The sequence below is a fragment of the Ochrobactrum sp. BTU2 genome (genome assembly GCF_024539785.1).
In the GTDB taxonomy this organism is placed as follows: Bacteria; Pseudomonadota; Alphaproteobacteria; order Rhizobiales; family Rhizobiaceae; genus Brucella; species Brucella anthropi.
The window spans coordinates 1-15,147 of the sequence record NZ_JAHWRG010000037.1 but is presented as its reverse complement, the minus strand read 5'-3'; the positions used below and the strand labels follow the sequence as shown (position 1 = coordinate 15,147).

Genomic DNA, 15,147 nt, shown 5'->3' with positions numbered 1-15,147 from the left:
GCGGAGTCTTGCCGTAATGGGCTGCCGGTCGTTTGAAGAAGCTCATGAGCGGTCACTTTCGGAGAGATTGACGGAAGAGCCGCCGCCATGGCTGTCGCCCGATCGAACGGCATGGGCGGCGGCGGAAACGCCGTGGCTGACGTGCTGGCTGCGTTTCATGCGCCTGGCCCAATCGGGGGCGCCATTGCGCGAAGCCGCCGGAGCGGCGGCAAAGGAATCGTCGTTGGCGGCCTCATCGCCGCCGACGGTGTCGAGCGTGGAAGAGCCGCCGGTGGCGCTGAAGCCGCCTTTCACGCCGTCGGAGAAATTCGATTTGACGCTTTCGGACGCACGGCCGGCGGCGCGCTTCAGAGGCGAAACGGCGGCGGAGCCTGCTCCTCGCGCGACACCGCCGAGACCGGACGCCATGCCCGAGGCGCCGGTCTGTCCCATCGATCCGAGATTGTAGGCGGTCGAGGCAGCGCCCGCTGCCGCTGCGCCACCACGAACAGCGGCCGCGCCGCCGGACAAAGCCGCAGCGCCCCCCCGCAAGGCCAGGCCCGCCGCACCGCCTGCGGCAAGTGCAGCACCGCCGACGGCAAGGCCGGTACTGACGGCTGCACCGGCGCCAAGCTGCGGGCCGCCGGACACGAGGCCGTTGGCGATGCCCGGTCCGAAGATGCCGAGACCGACCAGGGAAAGTGCTGCGAGCACGATCGCCATCGCGTCGTCGATCGTCGGCGTGACCCCGCCGAAGCCGGAGGTGAACTCGCTGAACAGCGTCGAGCCGATGCCGATGATGACGGCGAGCACCAGCACCTTGATGCCGGAAGAGATGACACTGCCGAGGACCCTTTCGGCCATGAAGGCCGTCTTCCCAAACAATCCGAATGGGATGAGGACAAATCCGGCAAGAACGGTCAGCTTGAATTCGATCAGTGTGACGAACAACTGGATCGCCAGAATAAAGAAAGCCAAGAGGACGAGCGCCCAGGCGAACAGCAGGCATGCGATCTGGATGAAATTCTCGAAGAATGCGACCCAGCCCATCAGGTCGGAAATGGATTCCAGCAGCGGGCGGGCCGCGTCGAGGCCGACTTGCGCCACCCGTCCGGGGCGAAGGAGATCCGCCGTCGAAAAGCCGGTGCCCGATCCCTTGAGGCCGAGGCCGGCGAAGCTCTCGAAGATGATCCTCGCCAGATTGTTCCAGTTGTCGATGATGTAGGCGAAAGCCCCGACGAACAGGGTCTTCTTCACTAGACGGGCGATGATGTCGTCGTCGGCGCCCCAACTCCAGAACAGGGCGGCGAGCGTCACGTCGATGACGATCAACGTGGTGGCGATGAAGGCGACCTCGCCGCCGAGAAGACCGAAGCCACTGTCGATATAGGAGGTGAAGACCCCGAGGAAATTGTCGATGACGCCGCTGCCGCCCATGAATCATCGTCCTTCGATCGTCTGTGGAGCAGCCTGCACCGCAATTCTGCCGAGGAAGCGGTCGCGGGTTTCCGACCAGACGCGCAAACATTCGGCATCGCCGGTGGCGGCCTGCCCAAGCTCCTGGCACCGGCGCTGGCCGAGGCGGAGCGGATCTGCCGGCGAGTCGATGGCGGGTGTGGGGCGTGTCCATGGTGCGGGAGCCTCTCTCTTTCTGAGCATCTCGGTCGCCGTCGCGGTGATCGCGACGGCGATGAAGACGACAGCGGCCAGCCGGGCCAGCATCTTGCCATCCATGGCTGCGTCCTCAGTTGAACATCTTGGCGCTGCCGGCCTGATAGCCGGAGCCCGGCGTCAGAAAGCGCTGGCGTTGGACGCGGCCCTGTTCGGCTGCGGCGGCGCGCTCGGCTTCGGTGAGCGCGGTGGACCGGCCATTGGCGGCAAGCAGGGCCGTCAGGTCGGAGAGCTGCTGCGACTGGAGGGCGAGAAGCTGATTGCCTGCCTGTGCGGCCTGAAGCGCGCCGGTCGCACCCTGGCTCTGGCCGACCAGTTGCGACATCTCGGTGCGGTTGGTATCGATATTGCCGACGACGGTAGCCTGCACGCGCATGGCGTCCTGAAGGCCGCCGATGCTGTTGCGCCAGCGCTCCTTGGCATCGGAGACGAGCTGCGCATCGGTGGCCGAGAGCGAGACATTGGCGTATTTCGACTGGAACGCCTGATCGATCTGGCTGACGTCGAAGGCAATGTTCTGCGCCTGGGACAGTAGCTGCTGCGTGCGCTGAACGGACTGCTGGATCTGCTGGAGCGACGAATACGGCAGGCTTGCCAGATTGCGGGCTTGGTTGATCAGCATCTGCGCTTCGTTTTGCAGGCTGGTGATCTGATTGTTGATCTGCTCCAGGGCGCGGGCAGCGGACAGAAGATTCTGAGAATAGTTCGTCGGGTCGTAGACGATCCAGGCGGCGGATGCCGGCGGCGCCAGAACGATCGAGATCGGACCGGAAAGGGTCAGGAGGGATGCGGCGAGCAGCGCCGCGCGGGTACGACAGGTCTTCATGGTTGAGCCTCCTTGTCGGGCTGGGGGATGAGATTGGCGAGGTCGGGAATGAGGTCGGCCGCCCAATCGACGCCGCGCAGGCGCAGCCAGGCGGCGAGAAAGCCGTCCCGGCCGTGTTCAGCGAAGATGCGGGCGATGGCGGACTGATCGGATTTCGAGGAGGCGGCCGTCAGTGCCAGGCCGACTTCGGACAGGCCCAAGTCAAACAGGCGGTTCCCCCTGCGGCTTTGGCAGTAATAGTCCTTTTTCGGCGTGGCCCGCGCGAGGATCTCGATCTGGCGCGCGTTCAAGCCAAATCGCTGATAGATCGCGGTGATCTGCGGTTCGACAGCGCGCTCATTCGGAAGAAGCAGGCGCGTCGGGCAGCTTTCGATGATCGCCGGCGCGATCTCCGAATTGTCGATGTCGGAGAGCGACTGCGTGGCGAAAATAACCGAGGCGTTCTTTTTTCTGAGGGTCTTCAGCCATTCCCGCAACTGCCCGGAAAAGGCTTCGTCATCGAGCGCCAGCCAGCCCTCGTCAATGATGAGCAAAGTGGGTGAGCCATCGAGCCGGTCGCCGATGCGGTGGAACAGGTAGGACAGGACGGCCGGAGCAGCGCCCGTGCCGACCAGTCCCTCGATCTCGAAAGCCTGCACCGACGCACTGCCGAGGTGCTCGGTTTCGGCATCGAGCAGCCGGCCATAGGGACCGCCGACACAATACGGCCTGAGCGCCTGCTTCAGGTCATTCGATTGCAGCAGCACCGTCAGGCCAGTGATGGTCCGTTCCTCGACCGGGGCCGAGGCGAGCGAGGTCAGCGCCGTCCAGATGTGCTCCTTGACATCCGGCGTGATCGCGATGCTCTCGCGTGTCAGGATGGCGACGATCCAGTCGGCCGCCCAGGCGCGTTCCGGCACGTCACGGATGCGGGCGAGCGGCTGGAGCGAGACCGAAAAAGCGTCCCCCTCGGTGAGATCGCCGCCGAGATCATGCCAGTCGCCGCCCATGGCAAGGGCCGCGGCCCGGATCGATCCCCCGAAATCGAATGCGAAAACTTGGGCTTGCTCATAGCGCCGGAACTGGAGCGCCATGCAGGCGAGCAGCACGCTCTTGCCAGAGCCGGTCGGCCCAACGACGAGCGTGTGGCCGACGTCGCCGACATGGATGGAAAGCCGGAACGGGGTGCTTCCCTCGGTCTTGCCGTAAAGCAAGGGGGTGCTACCAAGATGGTCATCCCGTTCCGGTCCCGCCCACACGGCACTGAGGGGGATCATGTGGGCGAGATTGAGTGTCGATATCGGCGGCTGGCGCACATTGGCATAAACATGCCCCGGCAGCGAACCGAGCCAGGCGTCGACGGCATTGATGGTTTCGGGCATCGCCGTGAAGTCGCGGCCCTGGACCACTTTTTCGACAAGACGAAGCTTTTCATCGGCCAGGCGGGGATCGGTGTCCCATACGGAGATGGTTGCCGTGACATAGGCCATGCCGGCATAGTCGGCGCCGAGTTCCTGAAGAGCGATGTCCGCGTCGGCGGCCTTGTTTGCGGCGTCGGTATCCACGAGAACCGACGCCTCGTTGGTCATCACCTCTTTCAGAATGGCCGCGATCGACTTGCGTTTGGCGAACCACTGGCGGCGGATGCGGGTGAGCAGCCGGATGGCGTCGGTCTTGTCGAGCAGGATCGCGCGCGTTGACCAGCGATAGGGAAAGGCGAGCCTGTTCAGCTCGTCGAGAATTCCGGGTGTCGTCGCAGTCGGGAAGCCGACAATGGTGAGGATGCGCAGATGGGTGTCGCCGAGACGCGGCTCCAGTCCACCGGTCAGCGGCTGATCGGCCAGCAGCGCATCGAGATACATCGGCGTCTCGGGCACACGGACGCGATGCCGGTTGGTCGAGATGGTCGAGTGCAGGTAGGTCAGCGTCTCGCTGTCATCGAGCCAGTCGCATTCCGGCATAAAGCCGTCGAGGAGCCCCAGCACGCGGTCGGTGCGATCGATAAAGCCGCGCAGGACCTCGTTCGGATCGACGCCGGAGCGTTCGCGTCCCTCGTAGAGCCAGGTCTCGGCACGCGCGGCATCTTCAGCAGGCGAAAGATAGGAGAAGGTCAGGAAGTAACCTGAAATGAAATGGCTGCCCTGTTCCTCGAAATCGGCCTTGCGCTCGGCGTCCAGCAATGCGGATGCCGGATCGGGAAAGCGGCTGTCGGGATAGGTCGCAGCCTCATGACGCTGCGCCTCGACGAAGATCGCCCAGCCGGAGCCGAGACGCCGGAAGGCATTGTTCAGCCGCGCGGCGACGGCGACAAGTTCGGCTGCGACGGACGATTCCAGATCGGGGCCACGAAACCGGGCGGTCCGTTGCAACGATCCGTCCTTGTTCAGAACGACACCCTCGCCGACGAGCGCAGCCCAGGGCAGGAAATCCGCAAGCCGGCTGGCGGTGCGGCGATATTCGGAAAGGTTCAGCATGGCCGCACTCCTCAAACCGCAAGATGACCGGGGATGCGCAGGTGACGGCGACCAACCTCGACGAACAGCGGGTCGCGTTTCGCCGCCCAGACTGCCGCGAAATGCCCGACGGCCCAGATGGCGAGGCCGACCAGCCAGAGACGCAAGCCGAGACCCACGGCCCCGGCCAAGGTGCCGTTCATGATGGCAATGCTTCTCGGCGCGCCGCCGAGCAGGATGTGCTCGGTCAAGGCGCGATGGACCGGGACAGAGAATCCCGGCACCGCGTCGAAATGTTCGAGGACGGCGGCCATTACACCAAGGCTCCGCCGCCAAACGAGAAGAAGCTGAGGAAGAAGGAGCTGGCGGCAAAGGCGATCGACAGGCCGAAGACGATCTGGATCAAGCGGCGGAAGCCGCCGCTGGTGTCACCGAAGGCCAGCGCCAGGCCGGTAGCGATGATGATGATGACAGCGACGATCTTGGCAACCGGCCCCTCGATGGATTCGAGGATCGACTGAAGCGGCGCTTCCCACGGCATAGAGGAACCGGACGCGTGAGCCGGCACAGCCGCCATCATCATGATCGTGGCGAGCGCCATCGAACCCAAAAGGTGGCGGCGGATGCCGCGCAGGATCGGCGGGGTGGATGTGTTCGCCTGCCGCGGCAGAGCGGACAGAATCGGCGGAACATGGAAAGTCATGACGTTTCTCCTTTCGGGAGCGGTTGGCGGTCGGAGGAAAGATGAGCGGGAGCGACGCCGTAATCGCCGTTAGGTCCGAGACCTTCGACGCGGGCGAGTTCCGAGAGCCGTCGCGCGGAACCGCGTCCGGAGAGAACCGCCACCATGCCGATGGTTTCGGCGATCAGCGCCTTGGGGACAGTGACGACGGCTTCCTGGATGAGCTGTTCGAGGCGGCGAAGCGCGCCGAGGCTGGTGCCGGCGTGAATGGTGCCGATCCCGCCGGGATGGCCGGTGCCCCAGAGTTTCAGGAGGTCGAGGGCTTCGGGACCGCGCACCTCGCCGACGATGATACGGTCGGGACGAAAGCGCATGGCCGAGCGCGCCAGATCCGTGAGATTGGCGATGAAGTCCTTGGTGCGCATCGGCACCTTGTTCTCGGACCGGCTTTGAAGTTCGCGGGTATCCTCGATGATGAGGAGCCGGTCTTGCCCCTTCGCCACTTCCGAGAGAAGCGCGTTGGTCAGCGTCGTCTTGCCGGTGCCCGTACCGCCGGCGACAAGAATATTGGTGTGCGCGGCGACAGCCTCGCGCAGGAATGCCGCCTGATCGGCGGTCATGGTTCCTGCCGCAACATAGTCGTCGAGGGTGAACACCGAGACTGCCGGTTTGCGGATAGCGAAGGCCGGGCCTGTGACGATCGGAGGCAGGAGACCCTCGAAGCGCTCGCCACTCTCAGGCAGTTCGGCCGAGACACGCGGAGCGCCGGCATGGACCTCCGCGCCGACATGATGGGCGACCAGGCGGATGATGCGTTCGCCGTCCGCGGGCGAGATGCGCTCGCCGGTGTCGGACATGCCTTCCGAGAGACGGTCGATCCACAGCCGCCCATCGGGATTGAGCATCACCTCGACGACGCCGGGGTCTTCCAGAAGACGGGCGATGGCAGCACCCAGCGCGGTGCGCAGCATCCGCGCACCGCGGGCAAAGCCTTCCGAATTTCGATGAGAGACTGCCATCCGATCCCCGTTTCCGGCCGGGGAAAATCAGACGATCCCCGGACGGGGATGATTAAAAGAGCCGCAAATCAGGCCGATTCAACAAGGAATTGGCGTCGTAGTAATGTAGCGTGCAAATACAGGAAAACGGCGGGTCGGCGATCTTCTTGATCTCGATACGGCGGTTGCTATTCACCATGCATGCCCGCGCGCGCCGAAGCCTGACCGTTTGGTGAGTCGCCCACGTCCTCGCTGACTTCCTGCCTGAGCTTCGGCCCCTGTGCCAGCCGCCGACCGAGCGCGGTCACGAACGCCTCATAGCGTTCAGCAGCCTTGGCGCGTGCCGCCTGCGCCGCCGGCTCGGGCAGCGCCGGCGTGCTCGTGAGCCAGAAGCGAACGAAGACAGCGAGCGTCTCAACCGAAATGCCGACATCACGTTCCAATCGGGTCATGCGGCGATCGATCTGGTCGAGGCGTTTGGCGAGGATCGCCTCGCGCCGTTCGGCGTCGTCCGGCGACAGGAAGGAAGCGACGGCCGCTTCCACCACCAGGGACATCGGCTGTTCCCGGCGAGCGACATAGTCCGAGAGCATCGTCATGACGTCAGGTTCGAGATAGACGGAGATCTGCGTCTTCTTTTTTCGGCCGGTCATGGCGTTCACAGCTCCATTCCGTCATTGGGATCGAGCGAGACCTGCCGGGCTACGCCTTGCATGAGGCGGGCCATGCGCCGGTTGCGGGTTGCTTCCTCCTCCATCTCGTCGAGCGGATCGATCTCGAATTCGTTTTCGATCGGCTCCTTCTTCTCGACAGGCTTCACCCGGTTCAGCTCGGGTTGCTGCCGGCGCTCGGATTCGGTCGGGTCTTCGTCTTCCGTTCCCGCGCTCGCAAGCGTCTCGGCGGCTTCCGGTCGAGCCGGAATTGGCAGGTTGCTCCAGTCATCCGGCCGCGGCTTTTCGGGGCGGGTCAGTTTGGGCGGCGGCAATATCCGCTCCTGAAACCGCGCATCCTCGTAATAGCGCGCCTTCTTCGCCCGGATTGGCGGCGTTCCGGCGACCATGACGATCTCGTCGGCCGGCGGGAGCTGCATGATTTCGCCGGGGGTGAGCAGCGGTCGCGCGGTTTCCGAACGTGAGACCATCAGGTGTCCGAGCCAGGGCGACAGACGATGCCCGGCATAGTTCTTCATCGCCTTCATTTCGGTAGCGGTGCCGAGCGCGTCGCTCACCCTTTTCGCGGTCCTCTCGTCATTGGTCGCGAACGACACGCGCACATGGCAGTTGTCGAGGATCGAGTTGTTCGGCCCGTATGCCTTCTCGATCTGGTTCAACGACTGAGCGATCAGGAACGACTTCAAGCCATAGCCCGCCATGAAGGCCAGAGCGCTCTCGAAGAAATCCAGCCTGCCCAGGCTCGGAAACTCATCCAGCATCAGCAGCAGGCGATGCCGTCCTGTCTTCGCCTGCAGATCCTCGGTCAGGCGGCGGCCGATCTGATTGAGGATCAGGCGAATGAGCGGCTTGGTGCGGTTGATGTCGCTCGGCGGCACGACGAGGTAGAGGGTCGCCGGACGCTTGCCGCCCACGATGTCGGTGATGCGCCAGTCACAACGGCGCGTCACCTCGGCGACAACCGGATCGCGATAGAGGCCCAGGAACGACATTGCCGTGGACAGCACGCCGGAGCGTTCATTGTCGGATTTGTTCAGCAGCTCGCGCGCGGCGCTGGCGATGACCGGATGCGGACCGGCTTCTCCGAGATGTGCCGTCTTCATCATGGCAGCGAGCGTCGATTCGATCGGCCGCTTCGGGTCGGAGAGGAAGGCCGCAACGCCGGCGAGCGTCTTATCCTTCTCGGCATAGAGGACATGCAGGATCACGCCGACCAGAAGGGCATGGCTGGTCTTCTCCCAGTGGTTTCGCTTCTCGAGCGAACCTTCAGGATCGACCAGAATGTCGGCGATGTTCTGAACGTCGCGGACCTCCCATTCACCCCGCCGCACCTCGAGCAGAGGATTGTAGGCCGCGGATTTCGCATTGGTCGGGTCGAACAGCAGCACGCGGCCATGGCGAGATCGGAAACCGGAGGTGAGCTGCCAGTTCTCGCCCTTGATATCGTGAACGAGCGCGCTGCCCGGCCAGGTCAGGAGTGAGGGCACCACCAAGCCCACCCCTTTACCCGATCTGGTCGGGGCAAAGCATAGAGTGTGCTCGGGACCATCATGCCGCAGATAATCTCGATCGAGCCTACCGAGCACAACGCCATCGGCTCCGAGCAACCCGGCAGCCTTCACCTCCTCCATCTCAGCCCAGCGCGCCGAGCCATAGGTGGCGACGTTTTTCGCCTCGCGCGCACGCCAGACCGACATCCCGATCGCGACGGCGATAGCGATGAAGCCGCCGGACGCCGCGATCATGCCGCCTTCGACAAAGATCGGCGGCGCATAGGCGTCGTAGAAGTACCACCACCAGAAAAAGGCCGGCGGATAGTAGATCGGCCAGCCGGCGATCGCAAACCAGGGATCACCGAGCTGGGGCTGGAAACCGAGGCGCCAGGCCGTCCACTGTGTCGCGCCCCAGGTCGTCATCAGCACGATCAGAAGGACGGTAAGGATCTGACCCCAGAGAATTTTGGTCGCAGACATGCGATGGTCCTTTCTATGACGTTGAGGATTAGAGGCCGAGCCCCCGCTTGCGACCAAAGCTCCAGTCGATGCCGCCGTCGTCGCGGGCGACACCGGAGACGTGTTTGCCGAGCTGCTTTTCGAGGGATGGCGACCAAGGCACGAGCTGGAAGCCGAGGCCCCCATCCCCACTGATGACCTCGATCATGGCAAAGCGGCCGGAGGCGAGCGCGAAGCGCTGACGATAAGTGCCGGCGACATATTCGCCGCTGCCGGCCCGGTTAAACGGCTGGCCCGTCTCGGTGGCGAGTTTCTCGCCAAGCGCGTCCAGTTCGCGGCGGCGCAGCGTGTCGACCAACCTTCGGGCGAACACCACGCTGCGGCCCTGGCGCACGGCCAGTCCCTGTTCGACAAGATGGTCAGCGCGCCGTTCCATGGCCTGCTGCACCTCGGCGCCGAAACCGCCGTCGGAAAGCGACAGCGATTCCCTCGCGACGGCCTGCCGATCGAGCCAGGTGGCGCCCGACGCCGTAACCTGCCGCTCAATGTCGAGATCGGAGCGGACGGCGAGCGCGACGCGGCGTTCACCGCGGGCGTCATCGAATTTGCGTAGCTCGACGATCGAACCGGGAGCGCTGTCGCCCGCCGCATCAAGATCGGGCAACTTGATGTGATGGGTACGAGCGTCGACGCCATCGACGACGGCATAGGCCGAGCCCTTCAGCTCGTCGTCGAGACCGCGATCGACCAGCCGGCCGATGATCGGCTCATCAAGGCTTTCGCCCGCCAGTACATAGTTGGCCGAGCCGCGCTCGATACCGCGCTCCGTCAGCGCCTTGTGCATGCGCTTGATGATGTCGCCGCGCTCGCCGAGTTCGCGCAGCACCGCCTCGGCCTCGGGCTTGATGAACCATTGCGAATGGCCGACCTGTCCGGCCAGCCCAAGGACTTCCAGCCTGCGCAGCCGTCCAACCTTCAGGGCATGGAACTCGTCGGGCTGGCGATCGGATCGCGGCGCAAGATCGATGATACCGGTTTCTCGTGCATCCCGGACAAGCTGCCGGTCGAGCTGGGTCCAGCGCTCCGATTCAATCTGGCGCTCCAGGGTGCGGCGGATATCGAGGTCGGTGCGCGGTCCCAGCTCCTGGGTGATGAGATCGCGCGCGCGGTCGCGCATGCCTTCCTTGATATAGTCACGCGAGATGACGAGATCCTGGCCGTCGTCGCGGACACCGCGCACGATCAGGTGGACGTGCGGATGCTCGGTGTTCCAGTGATCGACGGCCACCCAGTCGAGCCGGGTGCCAAGATCCTTCTCCATCTGCCCGACGAGATTGCGGGTGAAGGATTTGAGATCGGTCATCTCCACGGCGTCGTCGGGCGAGACGATGAACCGGAAATGATGCCGGTCATCCTGGCACCGCTCGGCAAATGCGCCTGCATCGGCATTCTCGGTGCCCGGCCCGAACAGGCGAGCCTTCTCCCCGTCGCGGGTCACGCCTTCGCGGCGGAGATAATTGAGATGGGTTCCGAGCGGTGCTGAGCGCACCGAATGGCGCACGACGCGCGCCTTGACGACGGCGCCGCGCGAGCGCGACGAAATCAGCCGATTGGCCTGGATGCTGGCGCGCTGGCCGTGGCCGAAGCGCGAGCGGTTGCCGGAAACGACACGGCCGGAACGCGACACGCCGCCGCCGGCCTTCTTCGCCGCGGCGAGCGCCTGAGCGATGAAAGGCCGCGCCGATTGCGCGCGGGTCGAGCGGATGCGCCCCGGCCGGATGCGAAACTCGCGTTCATCGGCCATGGCGCAGCCCCGCAATGTGCAAAAAATCTATGAGAAACAGAGTTTTGGTGCCTTGGCGAACATTGTGCGCAAGCCCGGCAATGTGCGCAGCAGGCCGGAAAACCCAGCAAAAACAACCACCCGACCGACGCGCAAGGTGCGCCCTTTTATCCTGCCATCCTTCGGTTGCGGTTCCTGCCACCACCCCCCGCACCCTCCAGGATGCGCCAGAGCCCGACAGCATACGAAAGGGCCGGTCGAGGGTCATCTCGGACCGTCCCCCTCGCGACGAGCGAGGAAAATGGGGACCGTCTGTGATCCGGCGGTGCTATCGTCCTGCGCCGGAACGGAGGGATGAAGGTTGCCCGGCGAACGATCGGCGGCGCGATCATCGGAAGGCTGGCGGTCGCCTGCCCGCGCCACGAAGAGCGGTGCCTCCCGCCAATCGGCCGGTGGCTGGAGCGCGGTGCGCGGTCTGTCCGACGGTGCGACGGCATCAAGCGCGGGCGCGAGCAAGGCGACGTAAGCGCGTGTTTCCGCCGGCAGAGCGCGGCCGGTTGCAAGATGCTCGTCGTAGCGTGCTGGTCCGGCGTTGTAGGCCGCAAGCATGGCCGGGACCGTGCCGTAGCGATCGAGCATCTCGCGCAGATAGGCGGTGCCGGCGATGATGTTGTCGCGGGGATCGAACGGATCGCGGCCGAGCCGGTAACGGGCGCGCAGCTCGGCCCAGGTATCGGGCATGATCTGCATGAGGCCGAGCGCACCGGCGGGCGACACGGCGCGCACGTCATCGTGGCTTTCGGCGCGCTTCACCGCGACGATCCATGCCTGCGGGATAGCGAAGCGCTGCGACGCCTCGGCGATGTGCGCGGCATGCGGATCGGCGATCGCGACGCGGGTCGCCGGCAGCGATTGTGCAAGAGCCGGACACGCGGCGGGTGCAGCGAAGGTCAGGCCGGAAAGAAGAAGGGGGAGTATCCGGCGTCGGACGACCGCAAGACGTCCGACGCGGGCACGATGCTCGATTGCCACCATTCAGTCCTCCTTCCGCTTCTTCGACGGCGGGTTGGTGTGCAGGCCCCAGGCGGAACCGTCGTCACCGGCACGGAAGAGGTTTGCGCGAAGCGTGCCGCCGAACAGCGGGCTGTAGATCTCGACGGAGACGAATTCGCCGGCGCGATCGCCGACATGCGACCAGCCGGCGCCGATATCGAGGCCTTCCTCGTCGCCGAGCAGAACGCGGTAGGCCGGGGCATTCTCAGAATCCAAAGGTTCGGCATGAATAAGGGTGATTTCCTCGTCGATGCCGAGCGCTCTGAAGCGCCCTTCGAAGCCCGATTGCGTGCGGGTGAAATGTCCAATCTGGGCCATGCTCATGGTCTCCTTTGTTGTGCGGCAAGGTTGCGAAGCTCGCGCCGTCACCGCGCCGGCGCGCGCCAGACGAAGCGGCCTTCGCCGTCCTCGTCGGTGAAGAGAGGGATTGCCCGGCCGATCACGGCGGAGGCCGGAAGCGGCCCGAAATAGCGGCCGTCGAGACTGTCGCGGACTTCCCAGTTCATCAGGAAAAGCTCGTCCTCCGCGACGACGCGGCAGCCGTGCCAGACGGGTAGCGGACGGCCAAGGCGATCGCGGTCAAGCGCTTCGCCCATCTCGATACCGTCGACCGTGATCAGGTCACGGCTGCGGCACACGCGCTGTCCCGGCAATCCGAGGACGCGCTTCAGCAACGGCACGCCGCGGCCGACATAACCGCGCTCGACCATGAAGTCGGCGAGCGGTTCGGGCGGCATGACGACGACAAGCTCGGGCACCTCCAGCTGGTCGGCCGGCGCGATGGTGTAGAAGCCGATCGGCGCGCTGGCGGTGGCATTCCAGATCAGCTTGGTGGATGTCGGGATGAACGCAGCGACGGCGACGCCCATCGCCGCGAAATACGTCACCATGACGTAGCCGAAGCGGGTCATCTTTCGATCTCTCGCCGTTTGAGCCATGCCTGATGGCGTTCCGGCGTGTAGGATCGCGGTGCCTCGCCGACCTGCATCTGCTGGGCGACATGACGCCAGTGATCGGGGGCGACGTCGCAGGCGTCGATGCCGGCGCGTTCGATGGCATCGACATGCCGCAGCACGTCCTCGACCTTGGGCCAGCCTTCGATCTTGAGCAGGATTTCGCCGCCGGGACGCACGAAGGGTAGCGTCTGGTAGGGTTCGCCGGGCTCGATGGCGCGCACGATGTCGATGCGGGAAATGACGGTGCCGAAGTCGTTGGCCGCCCAGCGGGCGAAGGCGAAGGTGCTGTTCGGGCGGAAAGAGATGACGCGCCGACGGCGATCGAGGATCAGTTCGCCGGCTTCCCGGCCGAACCTGATCCAGTATTCGACCTTCTTCTCGATCCATGTCAGCTCGACATGGGTCATGTCGTTGCTGGAGCCTGCGGACGGCAATGGGCCGCCGCGCAAGCGGGGAGCCGCATTGCCGGTCATGAGGAGGTTCCTTCAGTTGGGGGGAATTCGCGCGCGAACAGGTCGCGCAGCATGTCGGCGACGGTGATGCCGCGCCGGAAGGCAGTGATCTTGATCCTGCCGCGCAGGTCGGGCGTCACGTCGATGGTTAGCCGCGCAGTGAAACCGGCGGCGTCACCGTTGCGCGAGGGAGCATCCGCGGCCTTGACCCACTGTTCGGGATCGGCAGGCCGGGAAGCGAAGCCTTTGCGGAGCGGGCGCTCGCTCATGATGCGGCACTCCCGTCGAACGGCAGCTCCGATGCGATCCGGGCGCGGGCCTTCTCCGCCATGTCGTCGTCGATCTCGCAGCCGAGATAGCGCCGGCCGGCAAGCCGGCAGGCTTCCCCGGCCGCGCCCGATCCGGCGAACCAGTCGCTGACAAGCCCGCCCTCCGGGCAGCTCGTGCGGATCAGGATTTCCAGCAGCGCCGACGGCTTCTCGGTCGGATGGATGGCGCGGCCATGGCAATTGCGCAGGTAGATGACCGAGCGCATGAGGCGCGGCCCGCCGTCCTGGTTGACATAGTGGCCGGCATCGATATGGCCGGTGTGCGGCGGGCGCTGCTTGCGCCGCACGGTGCGCGCCATCGCATCGGGCGTGGTTTGGACGTCGTTGTAGATGTCACGCCACGCCGTCTCGGCTGGGTAGAACTGAACGGCTAGCTCATGCACGCGCTTGAAGCGGTCGGCATGGAACGACGATCCGTTCTGCTTCTCCCAGACCACCTCCTGCGCGAGCTGCAGACCGGCATTGGCGAACTGGTCGGCGGTCGCCATGAAGTGGCGCAGCGAGCCGAACGCCCAGAGCGAACCGGCGGGCGTGAGCGCCGCGCGAGCAAACGCGATCCAGCCGGCGACGCGGCGATCCCAGGCGAGCGAGGTGTCGCCGTAAGGCGGATCGGCGAGGATCATGTCGAACGGGCCGCGCGCCGGCATGAGGTCGCGGCAGTCGACGGTGAGGATCGTCATGACGCGATCCTCCCGACGCACAGCCGGCCGATTTCGTCGGCCAGCGTCGCGATCTCGCGCGCGGCGGGCGTGTCGTCGTCGAGCTCGGACGCGAGGCGGCCGGACTGCGCCGCAACCGCAAAGGCGATGCGCTGGCCGATGGTGTTGATAAGCACCGGCGGATCGTGATCGGCTAGCGTCTCGGCCGTCTCACGCGCCAGCACGGTGCGGGCGCCGCAGCGGTTGAGCACGAAGCGCGCGGCCAGCTCCGGCCGGTAGATGCGCGCCTCGGAGAGCAGCGCCAGCATCTCGGCAGAGGCCCAACCGTCGAGCGGTGATGGCTGCACCGGGATCAGCACGAGGTCGGCAGCGAGGAGCGCCGAGCGCATGAGCCCGGCGACACGCGGCGGTCCGTCGATCACGACATGATCGACGTCGCGGGCGAGTTCGGGCGCCTCGCGATGCAGCGTGTCACGCGCCAGGCCGACGACGCCGAACAGGCGGGGAAGGCCCTCACGACTGCGTTGCTGTGACCAGTCGAGCGCCGAGCCCTGCGGATCGGCATCGATCAGGGTGACGCGCTTGCCGCGCGCTGCCCATTCTCCGGCGAGGTTCAGCGCCAGCGTGGTCTTGCCGACGCCGCCCTTCTGATTGAGGAACGCGACGATCATCGGCTTCCTCCCGGCGGATCGAGAGGAAGTCCA

Annotated in this window: 17 protein-coding genes; all 17 read right to left on the bottom strand. The window is 65.4% G+C overall.

Annotated features, from left to right (window positions below):
• Positions 1 to 42: 42 nt before the first annotated feature.
• The 17 genes from trbL to parA all read right to left on the bottom strand — a co-directional run bounded on the left by trbL (position 43) and on the right by parA (position 15,114).
• Positions 43 to 1,416: a P-type conjugative transfer protein TrbL gene (gene trbL, locus KWJ32_RS27040; RefSeq protein WP_125271070.1), complete on the bottom strand. Its 1,374-nt coding sequence runs from the start codon at positions 1,414 to 1,416 to the stop codon at positions 43 to 45.
• Between the two features lie 3 nt (positions 1,417 to 1,419).
• Entirely contained in the window at positions 1,420 to 1,713 is a 294-nt protein-coding gene (trbK-alt, locus tag KWJ32_RS27035; protein ID WP_097142981.1) for a putative entry exclusion protein TrbK-alt, read from the bottom strand.
• 10 nt (positions 1,714 to 1,723) lie between these two features.
• The gene (trbJ, locus tag KWJ32_RS27030; RefSeq protein ID WP_097142982.1) at positions 1,724 to 2,476 is read right to left on the bottom strand and encodes a P-type conjugative transfer protein TrbJ; all 753 of its coding nucleotides are present in this window, start codon (positions 2,474 to 2,476) and stop codon (positions 1,724 to 1,726) included.
• Positions 2,473 to 4,929, bottom strand: coding sequence for a conjugal transfer protein TrbE (gene trbE, locus KWJ32_RS27025; RefSeq protein ID WP_097142983.1), 2,457 nt, complete (start codon positions 4,927 to 4,929; stop codon positions 2,473 to 2,475). Before trbE ends, trbJ begins: the two co-directional genes overlap by 4 nt.
• An 11-nt stretch (positions 4,930 to 4,940) precedes the next feature.
• Positions 4,941 to 5,222, bottom strand: coding sequence for a VirB3 family type IV secretion system protein (locus KWJ32_RS27020; RefSeq protein ID WP_097142984.1), 282 nt, complete (start codon positions 5,220 to 5,222; stop codon positions 4,941 to 4,943).
• Positions 5,222 to 5,509, bottom strand: coding sequence for a TrbC/VirB2 family protein (locus KWJ32_RS27015; protein ID WP_235906879.1), 288 nt, complete (start codon positions 5,507 to 5,509; stop codon positions 5,222 to 5,224). The genes KWJ32_RS27020 and KWJ32_RS27015 overlap by 1 nt, the downstream gene beginning before the upstream one ends.
• Positions 5,510 to 5,607: 98 nt before the next feature.
• Positions 5,608 to 6,609 (bottom strand): P-type conjugative transfer ATPase TrbB, encoded by a 1,002-nt coding sequence (gene trbB, locus KWJ32_RS27010; RefSeq protein ID WP_097142985.1) that lies wholly within the window; start codon positions 6,607 to 6,609, stop codon positions 5,608 to 5,610.
• Between the two features lie 167 nt (positions 6,610 to 6,776).
• Positions 6,777 to 7,241, bottom strand: a complete 465-nt coding sequence (locus tag KWJ32_RS27005) for a CopG family transcriptional regulator (protein WP_097143019.1) — start codon at positions 7,239 to 7,241, stop codon at positions 6,777 to 6,779.
• Between the two features lie 5 nt (positions 7,242 to 7,246).
• Positions 7,247 to 9,232: a conjugal transfer protein TraG gene (locus tag KWJ32_RS27000; RefSeq protein WP_097142986.1), complete on the bottom strand. Its 1,986-nt coding sequence runs from the start codon at positions 9,230 to 9,232 to the stop codon at positions 7,247 to 7,249.
• A gap of 28 nt (positions 9,233 to 9,260) precedes the next feature.
• Positions 9,261 to 11,015, bottom strand: a complete 1,755-nt coding sequence (locus KWJ32_RS26995) for a VirD2 family relaxase/mobilization nuclease (RefSeq protein WP_097142987.1) — start codon at positions 11,013 to 11,015, stop codon at positions 9,261 to 9,263.
• 243 nt (positions 11,016 to 11,258) lie between these two features.
• Positions 11,259 to 12,029, bottom strand: a complete 771-nt coding sequence (locus KWJ32_RS26990) for a lytic transglycosylase domain-containing protein (RefSeq protein ID WP_097142988.1) — start codon at positions 12,027 to 12,029, stop codon at positions 11,259 to 11,261.
• Positions 12,030 to 12,365, bottom strand: coding sequence for a DUF736 domain-containing protein (locus KWJ32_RS26985; protein ID WP_097142989.1), 336 nt, complete (start codon positions 12,363 to 12,365; stop codon positions 12,030 to 12,032). It abuts the gene before it with no gap.
• 47 nt (positions 12,366 to 12,412) lie between these two features.
• Positions 12,413 to 12,958 carry a S26 family signal peptidase gene (locus KWJ32_RS26980; RefSeq protein WP_097142990.1) on the bottom strand — a complete coding sequence of 182 codons (546 nt, stop codon included), beginning with the start codon at positions 12,956 to 12,958 and terminating at the stop codon, positions 12,413 to 12,415.
• Positions 12,955 to 13,476 (bottom strand): DUF2840 domain-containing protein, encoded by a 522-nt coding sequence (locus KWJ32_RS26975; RefSeq protein ID WP_097142991.1) that lies wholly within the window; start codon positions 13,474 to 13,476, stop codon positions 12,955 to 12,957. The genes KWJ32_RS26980 and KWJ32_RS26975 overlap by 4 nt, the downstream gene beginning before the upstream one ends.
• A complete protein-coding gene (locus KWJ32_RS26970; RefSeq protein ID WP_097142992.1) occupies positions 13,473 to 13,724 on the bottom strand; it encodes a hypothetical protein in 252 nt (83 codons plus the stop codon). The genes KWJ32_RS26975 and KWJ32_RS26970 overlap by 4 nt, the downstream gene beginning before the upstream one ends.
• Positions 13,721 to 14,464: a site-specific DNA-methyltransferase gene (locus KWJ32_RS26965; RefSeq protein ID WP_097142993.1), complete on the bottom strand. Its 744-nt coding sequence runs from the start codon at positions 14,462 to 14,464 to the stop codon at positions 13,721 to 13,723. The genes KWJ32_RS26970 and KWJ32_RS26965 overlap by 4 nt, the downstream gene beginning before the upstream one ends.
• Positions 14,461 to 15,114 carry a ParA family partition ATPase gene (parA, locus tag KWJ32_RS26960; RefSeq protein ID WP_097142994.1) on the bottom strand — a complete coding sequence of 218 codons (654 nt, stop codon included), beginning with the start codon at positions 15,112 to 15,114 and terminating at the stop codon, positions 14,461 to 14,463. The genes KWJ32_RS26965 and parA overlap by 4 nt, the downstream gene beginning before the upstream one ends.
• Positions 15,115 to 15,147 lie beyond the last annotated feature (33 nt).